This is a genomic window from Streptomyces sp. NPDC001380 (assembly GCF_042895785.1).
Lineage (GTDB): Bacteria > Actinomycetota > Actinomycetes > Streptomycetales > Streptomycetaceae > Peterkaempfera.
Map to the genome: position 1 here is coordinate 165666 of NZ_JBIAWP010000003.1, position 20369 is coordinate 186034.

At 77.4% G+C, this 20369-nt stretch carries 14 protein-coding genes; 12 read left to right on the top strand and 2 right to left on the bottom strand.

Annotation, left to right across the window (positions count from 1 at the left end):
• Positions 1-32 precede the first annotated feature (32 nt).
• On the top strand, positions 33-1082 hold the full coding sequence (locus ACFY07_RS05660; RefSeq protein ID WP_390867521.1) for a LysR family transcriptional regulator: 1050 nt from the start codon (positions 33-35) through the stop codon (positions 1080-1082).
• A gap of 251 nt (positions 1083-1333) precedes the next feature.
• Here the strand turns inward: ACFY07_RS05660 and ACFY07_RS05665 are convergent, their stop codons facing one another.
• Positions 1334-1660: a WhiB family transcriptional regulator gene (locus tag ACFY07_RS05665; protein ID WP_230648678.1), complete on the bottom strand. Its 327-nt coding sequence runs from the start codon at positions 1658-1660 to the stop codon at positions 1334-1336.
• 516 nt (positions 1661-2176) lie between these two features.
• On the opposite strand from ACFY07_RS05665, the gene ACFY07_RS05670 reads away from it, so the two are divergent.
• The 4 genes from ACFY07_RS05670 to ACFY07_RS05685 all read left to right on the top strand — a co-directional run bounded on the left by ACFY07_RS05670 (position 2177) and on the right by ACFY07_RS05685 (position 7127).
• A complete protein-coding gene (locus ACFY07_RS05670; protein WP_014136228.1) occupies positions 2177-2788 on the top strand; it encodes a response regulator transcription factor in 612 nt (203 codons plus the stop codon).
• 275 nt (positions 2789-3063) lie between these two features.
• Positions 3064-3801: an RNA polymerase sigma factor ShbA gene (gene shbA, locus ACFY07_RS05675; protein ID WP_390867522.1), complete on the top strand. Its 738-nt coding sequence runs from the start codon at positions 3064-3066 to the stop codon at positions 3799-3801.
• Between the two features lie 556 nt (positions 3802-4357).
• A complete protein-coding gene (gene guaB, locus ACFY07_RS05680) occupies positions 4358-5860 on the top strand; it encodes an IMP dehydrogenase (RefSeq protein WP_230648673.1) in 1503 nt (500 codons plus the stop codon).
• Between the two features lie 136 nt (positions 5861-5996).
• Positions 5997-7127: a GuaB3 family IMP dehydrogenase-related protein gene (locus ACFY07_RS05685; protein WP_230648670.1), complete on the top strand. Its 1131-nt coding sequence runs from the start codon at positions 5997-5999 to the stop codon at positions 7125-7127.
• An 83-nt stretch (positions 7128-7210) separates the two neighbouring features.
• On the opposite strand, the gene ACFY07_RS05690 is transcribed toward ACFY07_RS05685, so the two are convergent.
• A complete protein-coding gene (locus ACFY07_RS05690) occupies positions 7211-7570 on the bottom strand; it encodes a hypothetical protein (protein WP_390867523.1) in 360 nt (119 codons plus the stop codon).
• A gap of 627 nt (positions 7571-8197) precedes the next feature.
• On the opposite strand from ACFY07_RS05690, the gene ACFY07_RS05695 reads away from it, so the two are divergent.
• The 7 genes from ACFY07_RS05695 to ACFY07_RS05725 all read left to right on the top strand — a co-directional run bounded on the left by ACFY07_RS05695 (position 8198) and on the right by ACFY07_RS05725 (position 20350).
• Positions 8198-10633 (top strand): serine/threonine-protein kinase, encoded by a 2436-nt coding sequence (locus ACFY07_RS05695; protein ID WP_390867524.1) that lies wholly within the window; start codon positions 8198-8200, stop codon positions 10631-10633.
• 111 nt (positions 10634-10744) lie between these two features.
• On the top strand, positions 10745-12151 hold the full coding sequence (locus ACFY07_RS05700) for a hypothetical protein (RefSeq protein WP_390867525.1): 1407 nt from the start codon (positions 10745-10747) through the stop codon (positions 12149-12151).
• A 292-nt stretch (positions 12152-12443) separates the two neighbouring features.
• Complete coding sequence (locus ACFY07_RS05705; RefSeq protein WP_390867526.1) at positions 12444-14300, top strand: serine/threonine-protein kinase; 1857 nt, start codon at positions 12444-12446, stop codon at positions 14298-14300.
• A 101-nt stretch (positions 14301-14401) separates the two neighbouring features.
• Positions 14402-15841: a dihydrolipoyl dehydrogenase family protein gene (locus ACFY07_RS05710; protein ID WP_390867527.1), complete on the top strand. Its 1440-nt coding sequence runs from the start codon at positions 14402-14404 to the stop codon at positions 15839-15841.
• 109 nt (positions 15842-15950) lie between these two features.
• Positions 15951-17606: a succinic semialdehyde dehydrogenase gene (locus ACFY07_RS05715; RefSeq protein ID WP_390867528.1), complete on the top strand. Its 1656-nt coding sequence runs from the start codon at positions 15951-15953 to the stop codon at positions 17604-17606.
• Positions 17607-17738: 132 nt separating this feature from the next.
• The gene (locus ACFY07_RS05720) at positions 17739-19586 is read left to right on the top strand and encodes an FAD-dependent oxidoreductase (protein ID WP_390867529.1); all 1848 of its coding nucleotides are present in this window, start codon (positions 17739-17741) and stop codon (positions 19584-19586) included.
• 146 nt (positions 19587-19732) lie between these two features.
• Entirely contained in the window at positions 19733-20350 is a 618-nt protein-coding gene (locus ACFY07_RS05725) for a TMEM175 family protein (protein ID WP_390867530.1), read from the top strand.
• Positions 20351-20369: the final 19 nt, after the last annotated feature.

The window sequence follows — 20369 nt, forward strand, 5'->3', positions numbered from 1 at the left end:
TCCTTCCCCCAAGACCTGCTTATGCTGGGGGCGTGATCGAGGCACGCCATCTCAGGGTCCTGCGCGCCGTGTCCCGCACCGGCTCGTACTCCGCCGCAGCCCGCGAGCTCGGCTGCACGCAGCCCGCGGTGAGCCAGCAGATGAAGGCGCTGGAGAAGTCCGTCCGCACGCCGCTGGTCGTCCGCTCCGGCCGGGGGATGCAGCTCACCGAGGCCGGCGGGGCGCTGCTGCGGCACGCCAACGGCATCCTCGCGGGGCTCGCCGCCGCCGAGGAGGAGGTGGCCGCCATCGCCGGGCTGCACGCCGGCCGGGTCCGGCTGGTCTCCTTCCCCACCGCGAGCTCCACCCTGGTGCCGCGGGCGGTCGCCGAACTGCGCGCGGGGAACCCCGGGATCCGGGTCTCCCTCGTCGAGGCCGAGCCGCCTGAGTCGCTGGCGATGCTGCGCGGCGGGGAGTGCGAGGTCGCGCTCGCCTTCCGCTACCCGGACGCACCCGCCGCACCCCTTCCCCCCGCCGTGCCCGCCGCACCCTCCGTGTCCGCGGTCCCCGCACCGCCCGTCGGCCACGGCTCCCGCGCCGCGCGGGCCGAGGCGGTGCTGGAGGCGGCCGCCTCGGCCGCCGCCACCGACTGGTCGGACCTGGTGGTGCGCCCGCTCCTGGACGACCCGATGACGGCCCTGGTCCCGGCCGGCCACCCCCTCGCCGGGCGCGGCGCGGACCGCCCGGCGGACCTGGCCGAGCTGGCGGGGGAGCAGTGGATCGCCGGCTGCCCGCAGTGCCGCGGGCACCTGGTGGAGCTGTGCGCCCGGTCCGGCTTCGAGCCGCGGATCGACTTCGCCACCGACGACTACCCGGCGGTGGTCGGCCTCGTCGCGGCCGGGCTCGGGGTGGCCGTGCTCCCCGGCCTGGCGCTGGAGTCGGTGCGGCACGCCGGGGTGGCGGCGGTGTCCCTGGACCCGCCCGCGGCCCGGCAGGTCGTGGCGCTCACCCTGCCCGACCTCGCGGCGGTGCCCGCGGTGGGGCTGATGCTGGACCGGCTGGCCGACGCGGCCGCGGGGCGCGCCGGGCGGTCCGCCGGCTGACCGGCCCGCGCCCCCGTACCCGCCCCCCGCGGCCGCCTCCCCGTCCCCCGCGCCGCCGTCCGCGCCGTGCCCTGTGTCCCGTGCCCTGTGTCCTGTGTCCCGGCCCCTGTGCGCCCCCGCCGCCCTCAGGCCCGCCTCCCGGGCGCGCCCCTGCGCCCGGCGCGCCCGCCGCCACCGGGAGCAGAAACGATCCAGCAGGGGGGGCTACCCCTCTGCAGAAACGATCCTGCAGTGCCGGTGACCCACGCTGCTCAGCGCGCGCCGGCGGCCGGCGTCCCCACCTGGACCTCCACCAGCCGGTGCCGGGCCCGCCCCTGCAGCTCCTCGCGCTCGTCCTCCGTCAGCCCGCCCCACACCCCGTACGGCTCCCGGACGGTCAGGGCGTGGGCCGCGCACTGCGCCCTGACCGGGCAGCGCATGCACACCTCCTTCGCCGCCTGCTCCCGGGAGCTACGGGCGGCGCCGCGCTCCCCCTCGGGGTGGAAGAACAGGGAGCTGTCCACACCGCGGCAGGCCGCCGAGAGCTGCCAGTCCCACAGGTCGGCGTTGGGGCCGGGAAGGCGAGAGAAGTCGGCCATGGCTCATCCCCTCAAGGATTTTGGGGCTCCGGTGCCGGTGCGTCGTCGGCCGTCGCGGCGAGGCTCCGGGGCGTCAGTGCGAACACCTGGAAATATGACCTACAGAGATCTATAGGACAAGATGCCCACACAGTTGCACAACAGGCTTGCCCCTCCCAAATCACGCGAAAACGGACCAATGGGACTCGACAGGTCGCGGCGTGTCCTGGCGTCGGGTGCACTCGTTGGGAGTACGCCGGGCCCGCCGCCCGCCGGGTGCGGCGCGCGGGCGGTGGCGGGCGGCCCTCCGTGACGACCCGACCACGTACAGTGGTGGAGGTGGCTGCCGTCACCCCGTAACTCATTCGAGTGACGGTCGTTGGGAGTGCGGAGGCGGTTAGCGGGCGCCGGGCGCCGGGAACGATCGCGACGGATGCGAGCGGTCGGGAACGCAGCCCGTCGTCATTGGCCGTGTCGGTGACGATTCGTACCAGCCAGGAGGCTCAACGTGACGCGGTTCTGCAGCGGAGGGCGGTCATGACATCCGTTCTCGTGTGCGACGATTCCCCGCTCGCCAGGGAGGCGCTCCGCCGCGCGGTGGCGACCGTGCCCGGCGTCGACCGGGTGACCACTGCCACCAACGGCGAGGAGGTCCTCCGCCGCTGGGTGGCCGACCGCTCCGACCTCGTCCTGATGGACGTCCGGATGCCCGGCCTCGGCGGTGTCGAGACCGTCCGGCGGCTCCTGTCGGCCGACCCCGGCGCCCGCATCATCATGCTCACGGTGGCCGAGGACCTCGACGGGGTCGCCCTCGCCGTCGCCGCCGGCGCCCGCGGCTACCTGCACAAGGACGCCTCCCGCGCCGAGCTCCGGGCGACGGTCACCCAGGCGCTCGCCGACCCCACCTGGCGGCTCGCCCCGCGCCGGCTGCGCTCCCCCGACATGGGTGCCGCCCCGACGCTCACCGCCCGCGAGATCCAGGTCCTGGAGGGTATGAGCCACGGCCGCAGCAACGCCGAGATCGGCCGCGAGCTGTTCCTCTCCGAGGACACCGTCAAGACCCACGCCCGCCGGCTGTTCAAGAAGCTCGGGGCCTCCGACCGCGCCCACGCGGTCGCCCTGGGCTTCCGCTGGGGCCTGGTCCGCTGAGCATTCGCAGGACGGGGGTCGCCGACCGGCCCGCGGCCCCCCCGCCGCCGCACGACGGCGGGTCCGCGCACGGCGCTCCGGCGGCTCCGGCGCGACGGGATGGTGTCAGCGGCCGCCCGAGGACGCACCATAGGGGTATGGAGCACCTCGGGGACCAGCCGCCGGACAGGGCACCGCAGGCAGCGGCCGCGGAGGGCGGTGCGGCGCATAACGTTCCGGTGCACAAGTCCGGAGCCGGTGCCGCGTTCTCCCGGTCGAACAGGCACCATGGACCGATGCGCGACGACGAGGCAGCCCTCCCCGGAGATGCGGACCCCGGTCCCGTGCCCGGGGCGCCGGGGCCCGCGGAGCCCCGTCCCGCCGCCGGCGACGGCCGGGGCGGCCTCCCCGTCCGGCGGTCGGGGGAGCGTGCCGCGGCCGAGCGGTCGGCGGCGGTCGGCGAGCTGGTCGGCCGGGCCGCACGGGGCGACGGCCGTGCCACGGACGCCCTCCTGGCCCACGTCCACCCGCTGGTCCTGCGCTACTGCCGGGCGCGGCTCGCCCGGCTGCCCGGCGGGGCCCGCCACCACGTCGACGACGTGGCGCAGGACGTCTGCCTCGCCGTGCTGTGCGCCCTGCCCCGCTACCGCGACGAGGGCCGCCCCTTCGAGGCGTTCGTGTACGGCATCGCCGCCCACAAGATCGCCGACCTGCAGCGCGCCGCCATGCGCGGTCCCGCGTCCACCGCCGTCCCCGCCGACGTGCTCCCGGAGACCGCCGACGAGTCGCTCGGCCCCGAGGAGCGGGCCCTCCTCTCCAGCGACGCGGCCTGGGCCCGTGAGCTGCTCGCCTGCCTGCCGCCGCGCCAGCGCGAACTCGTGCTGCTGCGGGTGGCCGCCGGCCTGACCGCCGAGGAGACCGGCGAGGTGCTCGGCATGTCGCCCGGGGCCGTGCGGGTCGCCCAGCACCGCGCGCTCAACCGGCTCCGGGCGCTCGCCGAGGAGGCCGAGGACGCCCCCGGCCTCACCGCCTGAGCCCCGGCCTCACCGCCCGGGCCCCGACTTCACCGCCCGACCGCCGGCCTCGCCGCCCGACCTCCGGCCTCACCGCCCGACCCCCGACTTCACCGCCCGGGCCCCGACTTCACCGCCCGACCGCCGGCCTCGCCGCCCGGGCCCCGCGCCCTGCCCCGGCCCCGCCGCGCGGCTCCCACCGCCGCGCCCCGGCCCCCGCGCCCGGCCCCGCCCGGGGCGCGCCCCGGCCGCCGCGGCCCCCGTCCGGCACGCCCGCCTGCCGCGTCCCGTCCCCGGCGGACGCGCCACCGCGCCCCCACGGAGCGGCGCCCTGTCAAGGGGGCGCGGGAAAACATTCCGTGCCCCGGTAGCATGGAGTACCGGTGCCCGGGCGGAGCCCTCGGCGTCCCGCAGGGTCCAGCTGCCCCCAGCGCCCCCGAGCAGCCCCGTGCAGGTGCCGGTGCGAGCACGCGCGGGCGGACCGGGCCGGACGACCTCCGAACCCTCCGCCGCATCCCCCAGCGATCGCGTCCACTCCGCACATCGGATCGGTCGGGCCCACCACGGGAAGGTATCCATGTCCTCCAACGCCGCCGGCGTACCCGAGAAGTTCGCCATGCTCGGGCTCACCTACGACGACGTCCTGCTGCTCCCGGGCGCGTCCGAGGTGCTCCCGAACCAGGTCGACACCTCGTCCCGGATCAGCCGGAACGTCACCGTCAACGTCCCGCTGCTGTCCGCCGCCATGGACAAGGTCACCGAGTCGCGGATGGCGATCGCGATGGCCCGCCAGGGCGGCGCCGGCGTGCTGCACCGCAACCTCTCCGTCGAGGACCAGGTCAACCAGGTCGACCTGGTGAAGCGGTCCGAGTCCGGCATGGTCACCGACCCCATCACCGTGCGGCCCGACGCCACCCTCGGCGAGGCCGACGCCCTCTGCGCGAAGTTCCGCATCAGCGGCGTGCCGGTCACCGACGCCGCCGGGAAGCTCCTGGGCATCGTCACCAACCGCGACATGGCCTTCGAGTCGGACCGCGGCCGCCAGGTCCGCGAGGTCATGACCCCCATGCCGCTGATCACCGGCAAGGTCGGCATCTCCGGCGAGGACGCCATCGGGCTGCTGCGCCGCCACAAGATCGAGAAGCTGCCGCTCGTCGACGACGAGGGCCGCCTCAAGGGCCTGATCACGGTCAAGGACTTCGTCAAGGCCGAGCAGTACCCCAACGCCGCCAAGGACGCCGAGGGCCGCCTCATCGTCGGCGCCGCCGTCGGCGTCGGCGACGCCGCCTACGACCGCGCGCTGGCCCTGGTCGACGCGGGCGTGGACTTCCTGGTGATCGACAGCGCCCACGGCCACAGCCGCGGCATCCTCGACATGGTCGCCAAGGTCAAGGCCAACATCCGGGTCGACGTGGTGGCCGGCAACGTCGCCACCCGCGACGGCGCCCAGGCGCTCATCGACGCCGGTGCGGACGGCATCAAGGTCGGCGTCGGCCCCGGCTCCATCTGCACCACCCGCGTCGTGGCCGGCGTCGGCGTCCCGCAGGTCACCGCGATCTACGAGGCCGCCCTGGCCGCGCACGCCGCGGGCGTCCCGGTGATCGGCGACGGCGGCCTGCAGTACTCCGGCGACATCGCCAAGGCCATCGCGGCCGGCGCCGACACCGTGATGCTCGGCAGCCTGCTCGCGGGCTGCGAGGAGTCGCCGGGCGAGCTGCTCTTCATCAACGGCAAGCAGTTCAAGTCCTACCGCGGCATGGGCTCGCTGGGCGCCATGCAGGGCCGCGGCCAGGGCCGGTCCTACTCCAAGGACCGCTACTTCCAGGACAACGTCCTCTCCGAGGACAAGCTCGTCCCCGAGGGCATCGAGGGCCAGGTCCCCTACCGCGGCCCGCTCTCCTCCGTCGTCCACCAGCTCATCGGCGGCCTGCGCTCCTCCATGGGGTACGCCGGCGCCGCCGACATCCAGGAGCTCAAGGACAAGGGCCGGTTCGTCCGGATCACCGCGGCCGGCCTCAAGGAGAGCCACCCGCACGACATCCAGATGACCGTCGAGGCCCCGAACTACCAGGGCCGCTGACCCCGGTCCCGCCCCGCGCCGACGCCCGCCCGCCGCACCTCCTGCGGCGGGCGGCCGCCGTTCCGGGATACTGGAGTACGGCCGGGGCGCCGACGCGCCCCGCCGGGACGAACAGCAGACAGCGGAAGGGCTCGAAGTGACCGAGATCGAGATCGGGCGGGGCAAGCGGGGCCGGCGTGCGTACGCCTTCGACGACATCGCCGTCGTCCCGAGCCGGCGCACCCGGGACCCCAAGGAGGTCTCGATCGCCTGGCAGATCGACGCCTACCGCTTCGAGCTGCCGTTCCTCGCCGCCCCCATGGACAGCGTGGTCTCGCCCGCGCAGGCCGTCGCCATCGGCCGCCTCGGCGGCCTGGGCGTGCTCAACCTCGAGGGCCTGTGGACCCGGTACGAGGACCCCGAGCCGCTGCTCGCCGAGGTCGCCGCGCTCGCCGACGAGCGCGCCGCCACCCGCCGCCTCCAGGAGATCTACGCCGAGCCCATCAAGCCGGAGCTGATCGGGCAGCGGATCCGCGAGGTGCGCGACTCCGGCGTGGTCACCGCCGCCGCGCTCTCCCCCCAGCGCACCGCCGAGTTCTCCAAGGCCGTCGTCGACGCGGGCGTCGACGTCTTCGTCATCCGCGGCACCACCGTCTCCGCCGAGCACGTCTCCGGCGCCGCCGAGCCGCTCAACCTCAAGCAGTTCATCTACGAGCTCGACGTGCCGGTGATCGTCGGCGGCTGCGCCACCTACACCGCCGCCCTGCACCTCATGCGGACCGGAGCGGCCGGCGTCCTCGTCGGCTTCGGCGGCGGCGCCGCCCACACCACCCGCAACGTGCTGGGCATCCAGGTCCCGATGGCCACCGCCGTCGCCGACGTGGCCGCGGCCCGCCGCGACTACATGGACGAGTCCGGCGGCCGGTACGTCCACGTCATCGCCGACGGCGGCGTGGGCTACAGCGGCGACCTGGCCAAGGCCGTGGCCTGCGGCGCCGACGCCGTCATGATCGGTGCGGCGCTGGCCCGCGCCACCGACGCGCCCGGCCGGGGCTTCCACTGGGGCATGGAGGCCGTCCACGAGGAGCTGCCGCGCGGCAAGCGCGTCGACCTCGGCACCGTGGGCACCACCGAGGAGATCCTGCTCGGCCCCTCCCACACCCCCGACGGCACCATGAACCTCTTCGGCGCGCTCCGCCGGGCCATGGCCACCACCGGCTACTCGGAGCTCAAGGAGTTCCAGCGGGTCGAGGTCACCGTCGCCCCGCACACCGTCCACAACCACTGACACCGCCCAGGACGCGCGGGGGCCCGGACGCCGACGGCGTCCGGGCCCCGCGCACGCCGGGTCCCGCGGGACCGGGGCGGTCCTCAGGCGGCGGAGCCGATGCGCCGGGTCGGGACGAACCCCTCGTAGCCGGCGATGCCGTAGAAGAGCACGTCCATGACGCCCCGGGAGGCCTTCCACGCCTCGAAGGTCAGGTGGAGCTTGCCGCCGAGGAGGTCGGTCACCTCGTAGCCCAGCTCCTGGTGGGCGTGGAGGGCCACCCCGAAGAGCTGCCCGAGCAGCACGCCCAGCAGCGCCAGGACCGTGCCGGCCGCCGGCAGGACCGGGTTGCGGCCGCCGAGCCTGCCCGGGGCGAACGCGACCGCGGCGCCGATGCCGAGGGCGAGCCAGCCGATCTCGTGGTCGGTCGTCCTCATGACGAAGCCGTGGACCAGCGCGCTCACCAGCATCGCGCCCGCGCCGGCGGCCAGGGCCGCCGCGACGTTGGCCGGGGCGGCCGCGGGGGGCCGGGGCCTGGAGGTACGGGGAGGGCGGCGGCAGGGGGACGGCGGCCTGGCCGGCCGGGGCGGGTGCGGCTGCGGCCTCGACGGGCGCGGGCGCGGCCTCGACGGGCGCGGGCGCGGGCGTGGGCTGGTCCATGGGGTCCCCCGGTGAGGTGGTGAGGTGCGGGCGCGGCACGCCCCGGAGAGCCCGTGGGCGGCCGGTGCGCCGCGCGAGGACAACGGGGCGGAACGCCAGCAGTGCCCTCCGACGGTCCGACAGTGCTTTCGGCCTCCGGACACCGGGGCGAACCCGGCGCGGGCCCGGCGCGGGAACCGTTCGGCAGCCTCCCGCGTCCTTGCACGTGTGCGCCCGGGGGGCACACGCGTGCGCCGGTCCGGACCGTCGGGCGAGGGGCCGACTTCGGGTCCGACGGGGGTTCAGGGGATGATGGTCGCCCGGGCACCCGGGGTGCCGCGCCGCACGCGCACGCCGAACCGCCCGGACCACCGGTCCTCCGGCCGCGCCGCCCGCGCGGCCGCGGGCCGACGCACCGTCATGTCGACTGGCAGCAGTAGGGGATCGCATCCATGACCCAGGCGCAGGGCTCCACCGGCCGACTCCTCGCCGGCCGCTACCGGCTGGACTCGGTGCTCGGGCGCGGCGGCATGGGCACCGTCTGGCGCGCCGAGGACGAGATGCTGGACCGCGTCGTCGCGGTCAAGGAGCTGCGCTTCCACGGCGGCGTGGACGAGGAGGAGAAGCGCCGCCTCATCACCCGCACCCTGCGCGAGGCCAAGGCCGCCGCCCGGATCCGCAACAACGCCGCCGTCACCGTCTTCGACGTGGTCGAGGAGGACGACCGGCCCTGGATCGTCATGGAGCTCGTCGAGTCGCGCTCCCTCGCGGACGTCATCAAGGAGGACGGCCCGCTCGACCCGGAGCGCGCCGCCCGCATCGGCCTCGACCTCCTCGGGGTCCTGCGCAGCGCCCACGGCCACGGCATCCTCCACCGCGACGTCAAGCCCTCCAACGTCCTCATCGGCGACGACGGCCGGGTGGTCCTCACCGACTTCGGCATCGCCAGCGTCGAGGGCGACCCGTCGGTCACCTCCACCGGCATGCTCGTCGGCGCCCCCTCGTACATCTCGCCCGAGCGCGCCCGCGGCCAGAAGCCCGGCCCGCCCGCCGACCTGTGGTCGCTCGGCGCGACCCTGTACGCCATGGTCGAGGGCAAGCCCCCGTACGACCGCGGCTCGGCCATCTCGACCCTGACGGCCGTGATGACCGAGGACCTGAGGACCCCGCGCAACGCCGGACCGCTGCGCCCGGTGATCGAGGGCCTGCTGCGCAAGGACCCCGACGAGCGGCTGGACGAGCCGACCACCCGGACGATGCTGCGGCGCGTCGTCGCCGAGGCCCGGCGGCTCGCCGAGGCCGCCGCCGCCGCCGAGGCGGCCGTCGCGGCGACCGCGGTGCTCCCGGCCGCCGGCGCCGGGGACGCGAAGCCCGCCGGCGACGCGGCGCCCTCGGTGCCCCGCCAGGCCGGCGCGCCCGAGAAGGCCGCGCGGGCGGCCGGGGAGGGCGGCGCCCCGGCGGCGGACGCCTCCGCGGCGCCCGCGGCGAAGCGCGCGGCGGGCGTCCTCGGCGGACTGCTCGGCACGGTCCGGGTCGGCAGCCGTACGGCGGCTCCCGGGGGGGACGGGGACGCCGGACAGGGCGGCGAGGCCGGACAGGGCGGCGAGGCCGAGGGCTCCGCCCGGGCCGCGGTGCCCGGGGCCCGCCGGGCGCCGGGGAGCGCACCGGCCGAGGGTGCACCGGACCAGGCGTCGCCGGCTGGGGGCGGGGCCGGGCCGTCGGGGAGGGCCGCCGCGGCGAAGGCGGCCGGGACCTCCGGTGCCGGTGCCGGTGTCGGTGCCGGGAAGACCGGGTCCGGCGATGCGGCTGCGAGGAAGGCCGCGGCGAAGAGGACCACTGCGAAGAAGGCCGCACCCGAGGGGGCGGCGCCGAAGGGGGCCGCGTCCGCGCAGGCCGCCCGGCCCGCGGGCACCGCGGCCGCCGCCGGTGCCGCGGCGACCGCCGGGAAGGACCGGGACGCCGCCGGGGCGTCCGAGGCGCCCGCCACCGCCGTCCTGCCCGTCACCGACGCCGCGGGCCCCGCCGCCCCCGGCGGCGGCCTCGGGGACCGCATCCGGGAGTGGCGGTCCGCCCCGCCCGCCGAGCGCAGCCCCTCCCCGAAGGCCCTGGCGGCCGGCGCCCTGGCGCTCGTCGTGCTGGTGGCCGCCGTCCTCCTGGGCGTGCGGTCCATGGCCGACTCCGCCGGCGGCACGGACGGCTCCCGGGCCTCCGGCGGCCGCACCGCCGGCCCCGGCCCGAAGCCCTCCGGCTCCTCCCCGGCCTCCGCCGCCCCCGGCGGCGCGGCCTCGCCGGGCGCCTCCGCGTCCGCCCCGGACACCGCCGGCGGCGGTTCGCCCGCCGCCCAGCAGGGCTCCGGCCCCGCCGCCACCCCGTCCGGCGACGGCGGCGGCAGCGCCGGCGCGGACGGCACGGGCGCGGACGGCTCCGGGGACGCCGTCCCCGCCGGCTTCACCCGGTACACCAGCGACCGGGAGCACCTGTCCGTCCTGGTCCCCGAGGGGACGCACTACGTGAAGGACAAGGACCGCGGCGTCGAACTCCACTACAAGGACTGGGTCCTGATCCTCGACCACCGCGACGACGCCACCGGGGACGTGCTCGCGGACTGGCGCGACCGGGAGGCGAATGCCTCGAGCGGCTACCCGGACTACCGGGCCGTCGGCTCCGTCCACCGTGTCGGCTACCGCGGCTGGGACGCCGCCGACTGGGAGTTCACCTTCAACCGGCCCCCGGCCCTCAAGCGCGTGGTCAGCCGGGCGTTCCTGGTCGGCGGGGACACGGACAAGGGCTACCTCATCCAGTGGATCATGCCCGACGGCCAGTGGGGCACCAAAAAGGCCAGGAAGGCCCGCGACATCTCGTACGCGAGCTTCCGGGCCGAGGACTGACGCGGCGCGGCCGGGAGTCCGCACCCGGCCGCCGGGGCAGGCGCCGTCGGTGATCGTCGGCGCCGCCCCGTACGCTGGGCCGCCGTACGCCGAGCAGCGGAGGGAGGGCCAGTGCCATCGGAGTCGGGACGGCTGCTGGCCGGGCGCTACCGGCTGACGGGCCGTCCGGAGGGCTCCGGCGTGCCCGGGCGCCGCCGCGCCGTCGACACCGCGACCGGCCTGCGCGTCGTCCTGGAGGCGACCCCGCTCCCCGAGGTGGTCGGCGCCGAGCTGGTCGACGACCCCGCCGCGCACCCCGGGGACCCGGCCGGCCACCGCGCCCGTGCCCGGTACCCCCGTGACCGGTACGGGGACGATCCGTACGGGGGCGACCGGTACCCCCGCGACCGTCACGGCGACGACCGGTACGACGACCGGTACGACGACGGGGACGACACGGTCTACGCGGACTCCCGCCGCGGGGCCGCCTTCCCCGCCGCCTCCCCCGCCGCGCCCCCCGCCGCGGCCGCCCGCGCGGTGGACCACGCCGCGCGGGTCGCCGACGCGGTGCCGTCGCACCCCCGGCTGCTCCAGGTCTTCGAGGTGTTCGACCAGGACGGCTTCCTGTGGGTCGCCGGCGAGCACCTGCCCGGGGTGCCGCTGGCCCGTCTGCTGGAGCGGGGCCCGCTGCCGGTCCACCGCGCCGCCGAGGTCGCCTCCGACGTGCTGGGCGCGCTGCGCGCCGTGCACGCCGCCGGGATCGTGCACGGCAACGTCACCCCCGAGACCGTGCTCGTCTGCGAGGACGGCACGGCCATGCTGGGCGGCCTGAGCACGGGCGCCGCCCAGGAGACGCTGTGCGGCGGCCCCGGCGCCGACCTGCCCGGCGCCGCGGTGCCCCCCGCCGACTGGACGCCCGCCCGCCTCCGGGCCCGCGACGTCCGCGCCGGGCTGGCCGGCCCCCGCGCGGAGCGCTGGGCCCCGGAGCAGGCCGGCCCGCGCCCCTCCGGCCCGCAGCCCGCCGGGCCCGCGCCGCAGCCCGGCGCGGCGGTCGGGCCGCCCGCCGACGCCTGGGCGGTCGGGGTGCTGCTCTTCCGCATGGCGGCCGGGCGCGCGCCCTTCCCCGAGGACGGCACCGCCGCCCTCCTCGACGCCGTACGGGCGGGGCGCCCCGCCGCCGACCGGTCCTGCGGACCGCTGGCCCCCCTGGTCGACGCCCTGCTCCACCCGGACCCGGCGGCCCGTCCCGCACCCGCGCAGGCGCGGCAGCGGCTGGGGGAGCTGCTGGCCCGCGCGCCGGAGCCGTACGACCCGGACGCGGCGGGCGTCGCCGCGCTGCTGCCCGCCGTCCGCCCGGCGGCTCCCCTGGAGCGGCGCCGCCGGGGCGGTGCGCCGGTGCCCCGCCCCGGCCGCCCGCCCGCCCCCGCCCGGCACGCGCGCTCCGGGGCGCGCCCCGGACTGCTGGGTCCGCTGCTGGTCGGCGGCCTCCTGCTGGCCGTCCTGGCGGTCCTGCTCGGGGCGGCCCTGCTGTCGGGGTGACGGGCGCCCGCCGCGCGGTCCCGCCGCCGGGACGGGGCGCGCCCCCCCCGGGGCGGCCCTGCGGACGGGCGTGCGGCGTCCCGCTCCGCCGCCGGGACGGTCACGACCGGGTCACACGCGCGGGGGCGGGATGTGCCGCGCCGGAGAGGGCGCCTAACCTGTCACCAGGACGTGCCGGGCCGTCGGCTCCGGCACGCGCCGCGACCGGCGCCGGAGCGACGGGCGACGGGGGTCGTCGTGCAGCGCCGCACCGCCCGCCGGTGCGGCGGAGCGCAGACGAGGGGGACGACCCATGGGCACGCAGGACGGATCCGCGCCGGGCGCAGCCGCGGCCGGGGACCGCGCCGCGCCGGACGCCGGTGCCGCCGGGGACGGCGGGCGGCTGCTGGCGGGCCGCTACCTGCTCGGCGAGCGGCTGGGCCGCGGCGGCATGGGCACCGTGTGGCGGGCCGAGGACCGGATGCTGGACCGCGAGGTCGCGGTCAAGGAGCTGAGCGTCCGCCACCTCCCCGAGGAGGACCTGCAGGTCCTGCAGTCGCGGATGAAGCAGGAGGCCCGCGCCGCCGCGCGGATCAAGCACCCCGGCGTGATCACCGTCCACGACGTGCTGGAGCAGGACGGCCGCCCGTGGATCGTCATGGAGCTGGTCGACGGCCGCTCGCTGGCCGACGTCATCGCGCAGGAGGGCACCCTGCTGCCCCGCGACGCGGCCGGGGTCGGTGTCCAGGTGCTCGCCGCCCTGCACCGCGGCCACGAGGTCGGCGTGCTGCACCGCGACGTCAAGCCCGCCAACGTGCTGCTGGAGCGCGGCACCGGCCGGGTCGTCCTCACCGACTTCGGCATCGCCGTCCTGGAGGGCTCCTCGGCGCTCACCCGGACCGGGGACCTGGTCGGCTCGCCCGACTACCTCGCCCCCGAGCGGGCGCAGGGGCACCGGCCGGGACCGGAGTCCGACCTGTGGGCGCTCGGCGCCACCCTGTACGCGGCGGTGGAGGGCGACTCGCCGTTCCACCGCTCCTCGCCGCTGTCCACGCTGGCCGCCGTCGTCGGCGACCCGCTGCCCGAGCCGCGCCGGGCCGGTGCGCTCGCCCCGGTGCTGCGGGCGCTGCTGGAGAAGGACCCGCACGCCCGGCCCACGGCCGACGAGGCGATGCGGATGCTGGAGGCCGTCGCCGCCGGGCACACCATGGGCATCACCCCGGTGCCGTCCGCGGCGCTGCGCACCCCCACCCAGGCCGTCCCCGTGGTGGACCGCAGCGGCCGCCCCGACGGCGCGCCGGACGGCGCCCCGTCGCCCACCGCGCCCACCGCCGTCGTCCACGCGCCCGCGTACACGCCCGCGCCCGCGCCCGCGCACGTCCCCGCGGCCGCGCCGCTCCCGGCCGGGCCCGCCCCCGTCGGCGGCCCGGTCCGGCGGGCCGGCCGGGGCCGCCGCACCGGCCTGCTGGCCGCCGGGGCGCTGGTGGCCGCGCTGCTCGGCGGCGGCGCCGTGTACGCGGCGCTCCCGCACGGCAAGGGCCAGGAGGACGCCTCCGGGAAGACCGCCGGACTCGCCGGGCGGCCCTCCGCGGGCGGGCCCTCCCGGCGCGGGGCCGTCCCGCCGCAGTCCTCCCCCTCCGCGCCCTCCCCGGACCCGTCCTCCCCGTCCGGCCCGTCCGCGGACCAGGGCGCCACGACCGCCGACCCGGGCGCCCCGGCCCCCGACGGCTACACCTGGACCGACGACCCGGAGGGCTTCCGCTTCCTGCTCCCCAGCGGCCAGGCGTGGAGCCGCACCGTCAACCAGGGGCAGATCGACTACAGCCCGGACCCTCCCCAGAGCCGCCGGCACTTCATCCGGTTCGCGGTCACCCAGGGGCAGACGCAGTCCCCCCTGGAGCACGCCGAGTCCATGCAGCAGCAGGTCCGCCTCTCCCAGGGCTACCACCGCGTGCAGCTCGTGCCCAACGTCTTCAAGGGCCACGACGGCGCGGTGTGGGAGTTCACCTACGAGGCCACGGCGGGCCCCCGCCACGTGGTGGAGCAGCTGTACCGCGACGGGCAGGGCACCGAGTACGCCATCTACCTCTCCTACCCGGAGGAGGACTGGACGGCCGGGCAGCAGCGCTTCACCACCGTCCGCAACAGCTTCTCCGCCGCGGACGGCTGACCCGCGGGGCCCCCGCGCGTACGGTGGAGGGGAGGCCGGGAGCGGGCCCGCCCGCTCCGGTGCCGCGCGCCACGTGCCCGTGCTCCCCCTAGGAGGCCGCCATGGCCGTCACGGACCGGCTGCCGCAGCAGCCCCTGCAGGTCGACGCGGTGGTCGTGGGGATGGGGCCGGGGGGCGAGGAGGTCGCCGGGCGCCTGGCCGACGCCGGCCTGGACGTGGTCGGCGTCGACGAGCGGCTGGTGGGCGGCGAGTGCCCGTACTGGGGCTGCATCCCCTCCAAGATCATGGTGCGCGCCGCCGGCCTGGTCGCCGAGGCCCACCGCATCCCGGGCACGGTGGGCACCGCCATGGTCCACCCGGACTGGCGTCCCGTCGCGCGGCGGCTGCGGGCGGTCACCGACGAGTGGGACGACAAGGCCGCCGTGGACCGCTTCACCACCCGCGGCGGCCGGTTCGTGCGCGGCCGGGGCGTGCTGACCGCGCCGGGCGAGGTCACCGTGGAGACGCCGGACGGCGCCGAGGTGGTGCTGCGGCCGCGCCGGGCGGTCGTCCTCGCCGTCGGCTCCGAACCGGCCGTGCCGCCTGTGCCCGGCCTGTCCGCGGTCCCGTACTGGACCAACCGCGACGTCGTCGAGGCGGACCGGCCGCCCGCCTCCCTGCTGGTGCTGGGCGGCGGCGCCGTCGGCCTGGAGCTGGGCCAGGCCCTGCAGCGCCTCGGCACCGCGGTGACCGTGGTCGAGGCGGCGCCCCGGCTGCTCGGCCGGGAGGAGCCGGAGGCGGGGGAGCTGCTGGTGCGGGCGCTGACCGGGGACGGGCTGGAGGTCCACACCGGGACGGCGCTGACGTCGGTGGCGTACGACGGGGACCGGGTCACCGCCTGCTGCGTGCGCGGCGAACGGCTGGCGGCGGAGCGGCTGCTGGTGTCGGCCGGGCGGCGGGTGGACCTGGCGCGGTTCGGCGCCGGGGTGCTCGGGGTGGACGACACGGCGCCCGCGCTGCCGGTGGACGCCCGGATGCGGGTGCTCGCCCCCGGCGTGCCCGGGGCGTCCGGCCCCCGCGGGCCCGGTCCGGGCGTGTGGGCGGTCGGCGACGTGACGGGGCACGGCGCGTTCACGCACATGGCGGTGTACCAGGCCGACGTGGCGGTGCGGGCGATCCTCGGGCGGGGCGGCCCCCGGGCGGAGTACCACGCGGTGCCCCGGGTCACCTTCACCGACCCGGAGGTCGGCGCGGTGGGGCTGACGGAGGCCCAGGCCCGGGAGCGGGGGACCGCGGTCCGGGTCGGCCGGGCCGACACGGCGGCGACCGACCGCGGGCTCACCCACGGCCCGGGCGCCGACGGCTTCGTCAAGCTCGTCGCCGACGCGGACGCCGGGACCTTGGCCGGCGGCACGGTCGCGGGCCCGTACGCGTCGGAGATGCTGGGCGCGCTCTCGGTGGCGGTGGCGGCCCGGGTGCCGCTGGCCGAGCTGCGGCAGACCGTCTGGGCGTTCCCGACGTTCCACCGGGCGATCGGCGACGCGCTGCGGCAGCTCGCCTGAGCCGGCCGCCGGGCCGCCCGCCGACCGCGCCAGCAATCACTGGCGTTTTCTGCACCAAGTGGTTACCGCCGGGTACCCAAGGCGCCCCGCAGCGCCTACGCTTCCCGGCATGACGGACACCACGCTGGACAGTGAGAACGGTGCCGCGCCCCGTCGGCCCGACCACGACACCGCCCGGGACGGCAACCCCGCCGCGCCCGGCGGCGGCCGGACCGTCGCCGAGGCGGTCACCGCGGACCTCGTCACCCGCCTCGCCCGCGGCGTCACCGCCGCACCCGGGGCCGCCACCGCCCGCACCCGCGCCCCCCTCACCGGCGAGGTGCTGGCCGAGCTCCCCCTCTCCACCCCGGACGACGTCGCGGACGCCTACCGCCGCGCCCGCGCCGCCCAGCCCGCCTGGGCCGCGCTGCCGGTCCGCCGCCGCACCGCCGTCCTGCTGCGCTTCCACGACCTGCTCCTCGCCCGCCAGGACGAGGCCCTCGACCTGGTCCAGGCCGAGACCGGCAAGGCCAGGATCCACGCCTTCGAGGAGGTGCTGGCCGTCGCCGGCGCCGCCCGCCACTACGGCCGCGCCGCCGCCGGATACCTGAGGGACCGCCGCCGCGGCGGCGCGATCCCGGTGCTCACCCACACCGTGGAGGCCCGTCGCCCCAAGGGCGTCGTCGGCCAGATCTCGCCCTGGAACTACCCGCTGGAGCTCTTCGCCGGCGACGCCCTGCCCGCCCTCGCCGCCGGGAACGCCGTCGTCACCAAGCCCGACACCCAGACCGCGCTGACCGCCCTGTGGGCGCGCGAGCTGATCGTCGAGGCCGGACTGCCCGCCGACCTGTGGCAGATCGTGGTCGGCGACGGGCCCGTCGTCGGCCCCGCCGTGGTCGACGGCGCCGACTACGTCTCCTTCACCGGCTCCACCCGCACCGGCCGCGACCTCGCGCAGCGGGCCGCCGCCCGCCTGGTCGGCGCCTCCCTGGAACTCGGCGGCAAGAACGCCATGCTCGTCCTCGCCGACGCCGACCTCGACCGGGCCGCCGAGGGCGCGGTGCGGGCCTGCTTCTCCTCCGCCGGGCAGCTCTGCATCTCCATCGAGCGGCTCCTCGTGCACCGCTCCGTCGCCGACGCCTTCCTGGAGCGCTTCACCGCCCGGGTGCGCGCCATGCGCCTCGGGGGCGGCCTCGCCTACGGCGCCGACATGGGCTCCCTGGTCTCCGGGCGGCAGCTGGAGACCACCACCCGGCACGTCGCCGAGGCCGTGGAGAAGGGCGCCACCGTCCTGGCGGGCGGCCGCGCCCGCCCCGACCTCGGGCCGCTCTTCCACGAGCCCACCGTCCTCGACGGGGTCGAGGAGTCGATGGCCGTCTGCACCGAGGAGACCTTCGGCCCGGTCGTCTCCGTGTACCGCTTCGACACCGAGGACGAGGCGGTCGAGCGCGCCAACGCCACGCCCTACGGCCTCAACTCCAGCGTCTGGACCCGCGACACCCGCCGCGGCCGGGCCGTCGCCGCCCGCCTGCGCACCGGCACCGTCAACGTCAACGAGGCGTACGCCGCCGCCTACGGCTCCAGCGGCGCCCCCATGGGCGGCATGGGCGACTCCGGCCTCGGCCGCCGGCACGGCGCGGAGGGCATCCTCCGCTACACCGAGGCCCAGACCGTCGCCACCCAGCGGCTGCTGCCCATCGCGCCCTCCCTGGGGATGGACGACGAGCGGTTCGCCGCCCTCCTCACCCGCAGCCTCAGGGCGATGAAGGCGCTCCGCCTCAGGTAGCCCCGGCCGCGCCCCCCGCCGGCTCCGCCGGCCCGCCGTCCGCCCGTCCGCAACCCGCCCGCCCGCCGCCCACCCGCCCTGTTTCCGCCGCCCGCGCCGCGCGGTACCGCGGCATGCCCGGAAGGAGCCCCGATGACGAGCACCCCCGAGGAGCCCCGGCAGGCCCCGGAGCCCCCGCAGTCCCCAGGGCCCCGGCAGGCGGGGGAGTTCGACCACGACGTGATCGTGGTCGGCTCCGGCTTCGGCGGCTCGGTCTCCGCGCTGCGCCTGACCGAGAAGGGCTACCGCGTCGCCGTCCTGGAGGCCGGCCGCCGCTACGCCCCCGGCGACCTGCCGAAGAACTCCTGGGACGTCCGCAACTACCTCTGGGCGCCCGCCCTCGGCCTGTACGGCATCCAGCGCATCCACCTGCTGCGCAACGTCCTCATCCTTGCCGGGGCCGGCGTCGGCGGCGGCTCCCTCAACTACGCCAACACCCTGTACGTGCCGCCCAAGGCGTTCTTCGAGGACCGCCAGTGGCGCCACATCACCGACTGGCAGGAGGAGCTCGCGCCCTTCTACGACCAGGCGCAGCGGATGCTCGGGGTGCGGCCCAACCCCACCCTCACGCCCTCCGACGTCCACCTGCGCGCCGCCGCCGAGAAGATGGGCGTCGGCGACACCTTCCACACCGCCCCCGTCGGGGTCTTCTTCGGCGACGGGCAGGACGGCGACGGCGCGGCGAAGGCCGCCCCCGGCGCCGAGACCGACGACCCGTACTTCGGCGGCGCCGGCCCCCGGCGGCGCGCCTGCACCGAGTGCGGCGAGTGCATGACCGGCTGCCGCCACGGCGCCAAGAACACCCTCACCGAGAACTACCTCCACCTCGCCGAGCGCGGCGGCGCCGAGGTCCACCCCCTCACCACGGTCACCCGGATCACCGAGCACGGCGGCGGCTACGCCGTGCAGATCCGCCGCACCGACGCCCGGCGGGCCGGGACGCGCACCCTCACCGCCCGGTACGTCGTGCTCGCCGCCGGCACGTACGGCACCCAGTCGCTGCTGCACGGGCTGCGGGACGGCGGCCACCTGCCCCGGATCTCGCCCCGCCTCGGCGAGCTGACCCGCACCAACTCCGAGGCGCTGGTGGGCGCCCAGACCACCGACCGCCGCTACGGGCAGCGCGCCGACTTCACCCGCGGCGTCGCCATCACCTCCTCCGTCCACCCGGACGAGAACACCCACATCGAGCCCGTCCGCTACGGCAAGGGCTCCAACTCCATGGGCTTCCTGTCGGTCCTCCAGGTGCCCGGCGGCGGCCGCGGACCGCGCTGGCTGCGCTTCCTGGGCGCCGCCGCCGCCCACCCCGTCGCCTTCGCCCTGTCGATGAGCAAGCGCCGCTGGTCCGAGCGGACCATCATCGGCCTGGTGATGCAGTCGCTGGACAACTCCCTCACCGTCTCCGCGAAGCGCAAGGGGCTCGGGAAGGGCAAGCTGACGTCGCGCCAGGGGCACGGTGCGCCCAACCCGGGCTGGATCCCGGCCGCCGAGCAGGCCGCCCGCCTCCTCGCCGCCGAGATCAACGGCTTCCCCGGCAGCACCGTCGGCGAGATCTTCGACATCCCGCTCACCGCCCACTTCATCGGCGGCTGCGCCATCGGCGACAGCCCCGAGACCGGCGTCGTCGACCCCTACCACCGCCTGTACGGGCACCCGGGCGTCAGCGTCGTCGACGGCTCCGCCATCTCCGCCAACCTCGGCGTCAACCCCTCCCTCACCATCACCGCCCAGGCGGAGCGCGCCATGTCGATGTGGCCCAACAAGGGCGAGGCCGACCCCCGGCCGGCCCAGGGCGAGGCCTACCGCCGCGTCCGCCCGGTGGCGCCCGCGGCCCCCGCCGTCCCCGAGGCGGCCTTCGGCGCCCTGCGCCTGCCGCTGCTCCCCGTCCCGTCCGTGCCCGCGAGGCGGACGGCGGGGGAGCCCGGGGCCGCCGGCGCCTGACGGACGGGCCGGGGCGGACGCCGCCGCCCCGGCCCGCGGCCCCGGCCCGCGGCCCTGGCCCCGCCGGCGTGCTGCAACCCCGCGCGCGCCGGTGCCCGTCCGTGGCACGATGCCGCTGCCGTGCAGCGACTGCCAGCGGGGAGCCCATGAACGAGTCCGGCCGGGTGGAGGCGTTCAGCGACGGCGTCTTCGCCATCGCGATCACGCTGCTCATCCTGGAGATCAAGGTGCCGCCCCACGCGGGGGACCACCTGTGGCGCGCGCTCGCCCAGCAGTGGCCCTCGTACGCCGCCTACGTGGTCACCTTCCTGGTCATCGGCATCATGTGGGCCAACCACCACACCGTCTTCGGGTACGTCGCCAGGGTCGACCGGACGCTCGTCTTCCTCAACCTGCTGCTGCTCCTGGTGGTCGCGGCCCTCCCGTGGCCGGCCGCCCTGCTGGCGGAGTACCTGCGCGACGGCCGTGCGTCGCACGTGGCCGCGGCGGTGTACAGCGGGTTCATGGTGATGCACGCGGTCACCTTCGCCGTGCTGTGGTGGTGGCTGACCCGGAACGGCCACCTGCTCGACCCGACGGTGGACGTGGCCGCGGCGCGCCGGACGCGCGCCCGGTTCGCGGCGGGCAACGCCGTCTACCCGGCCCTGGTGGCGCTCTCGTTCGTCTCCGCGCCGCTGACCCTGGCCCTGCACGGGGTGATGGCGGTGTACTACGCCTTCAACCAGCTCTCCGTCCCCATCCGGGGGAAGGACGCGGAGGCCTGACGCGGCGGGTGCGCCCCGC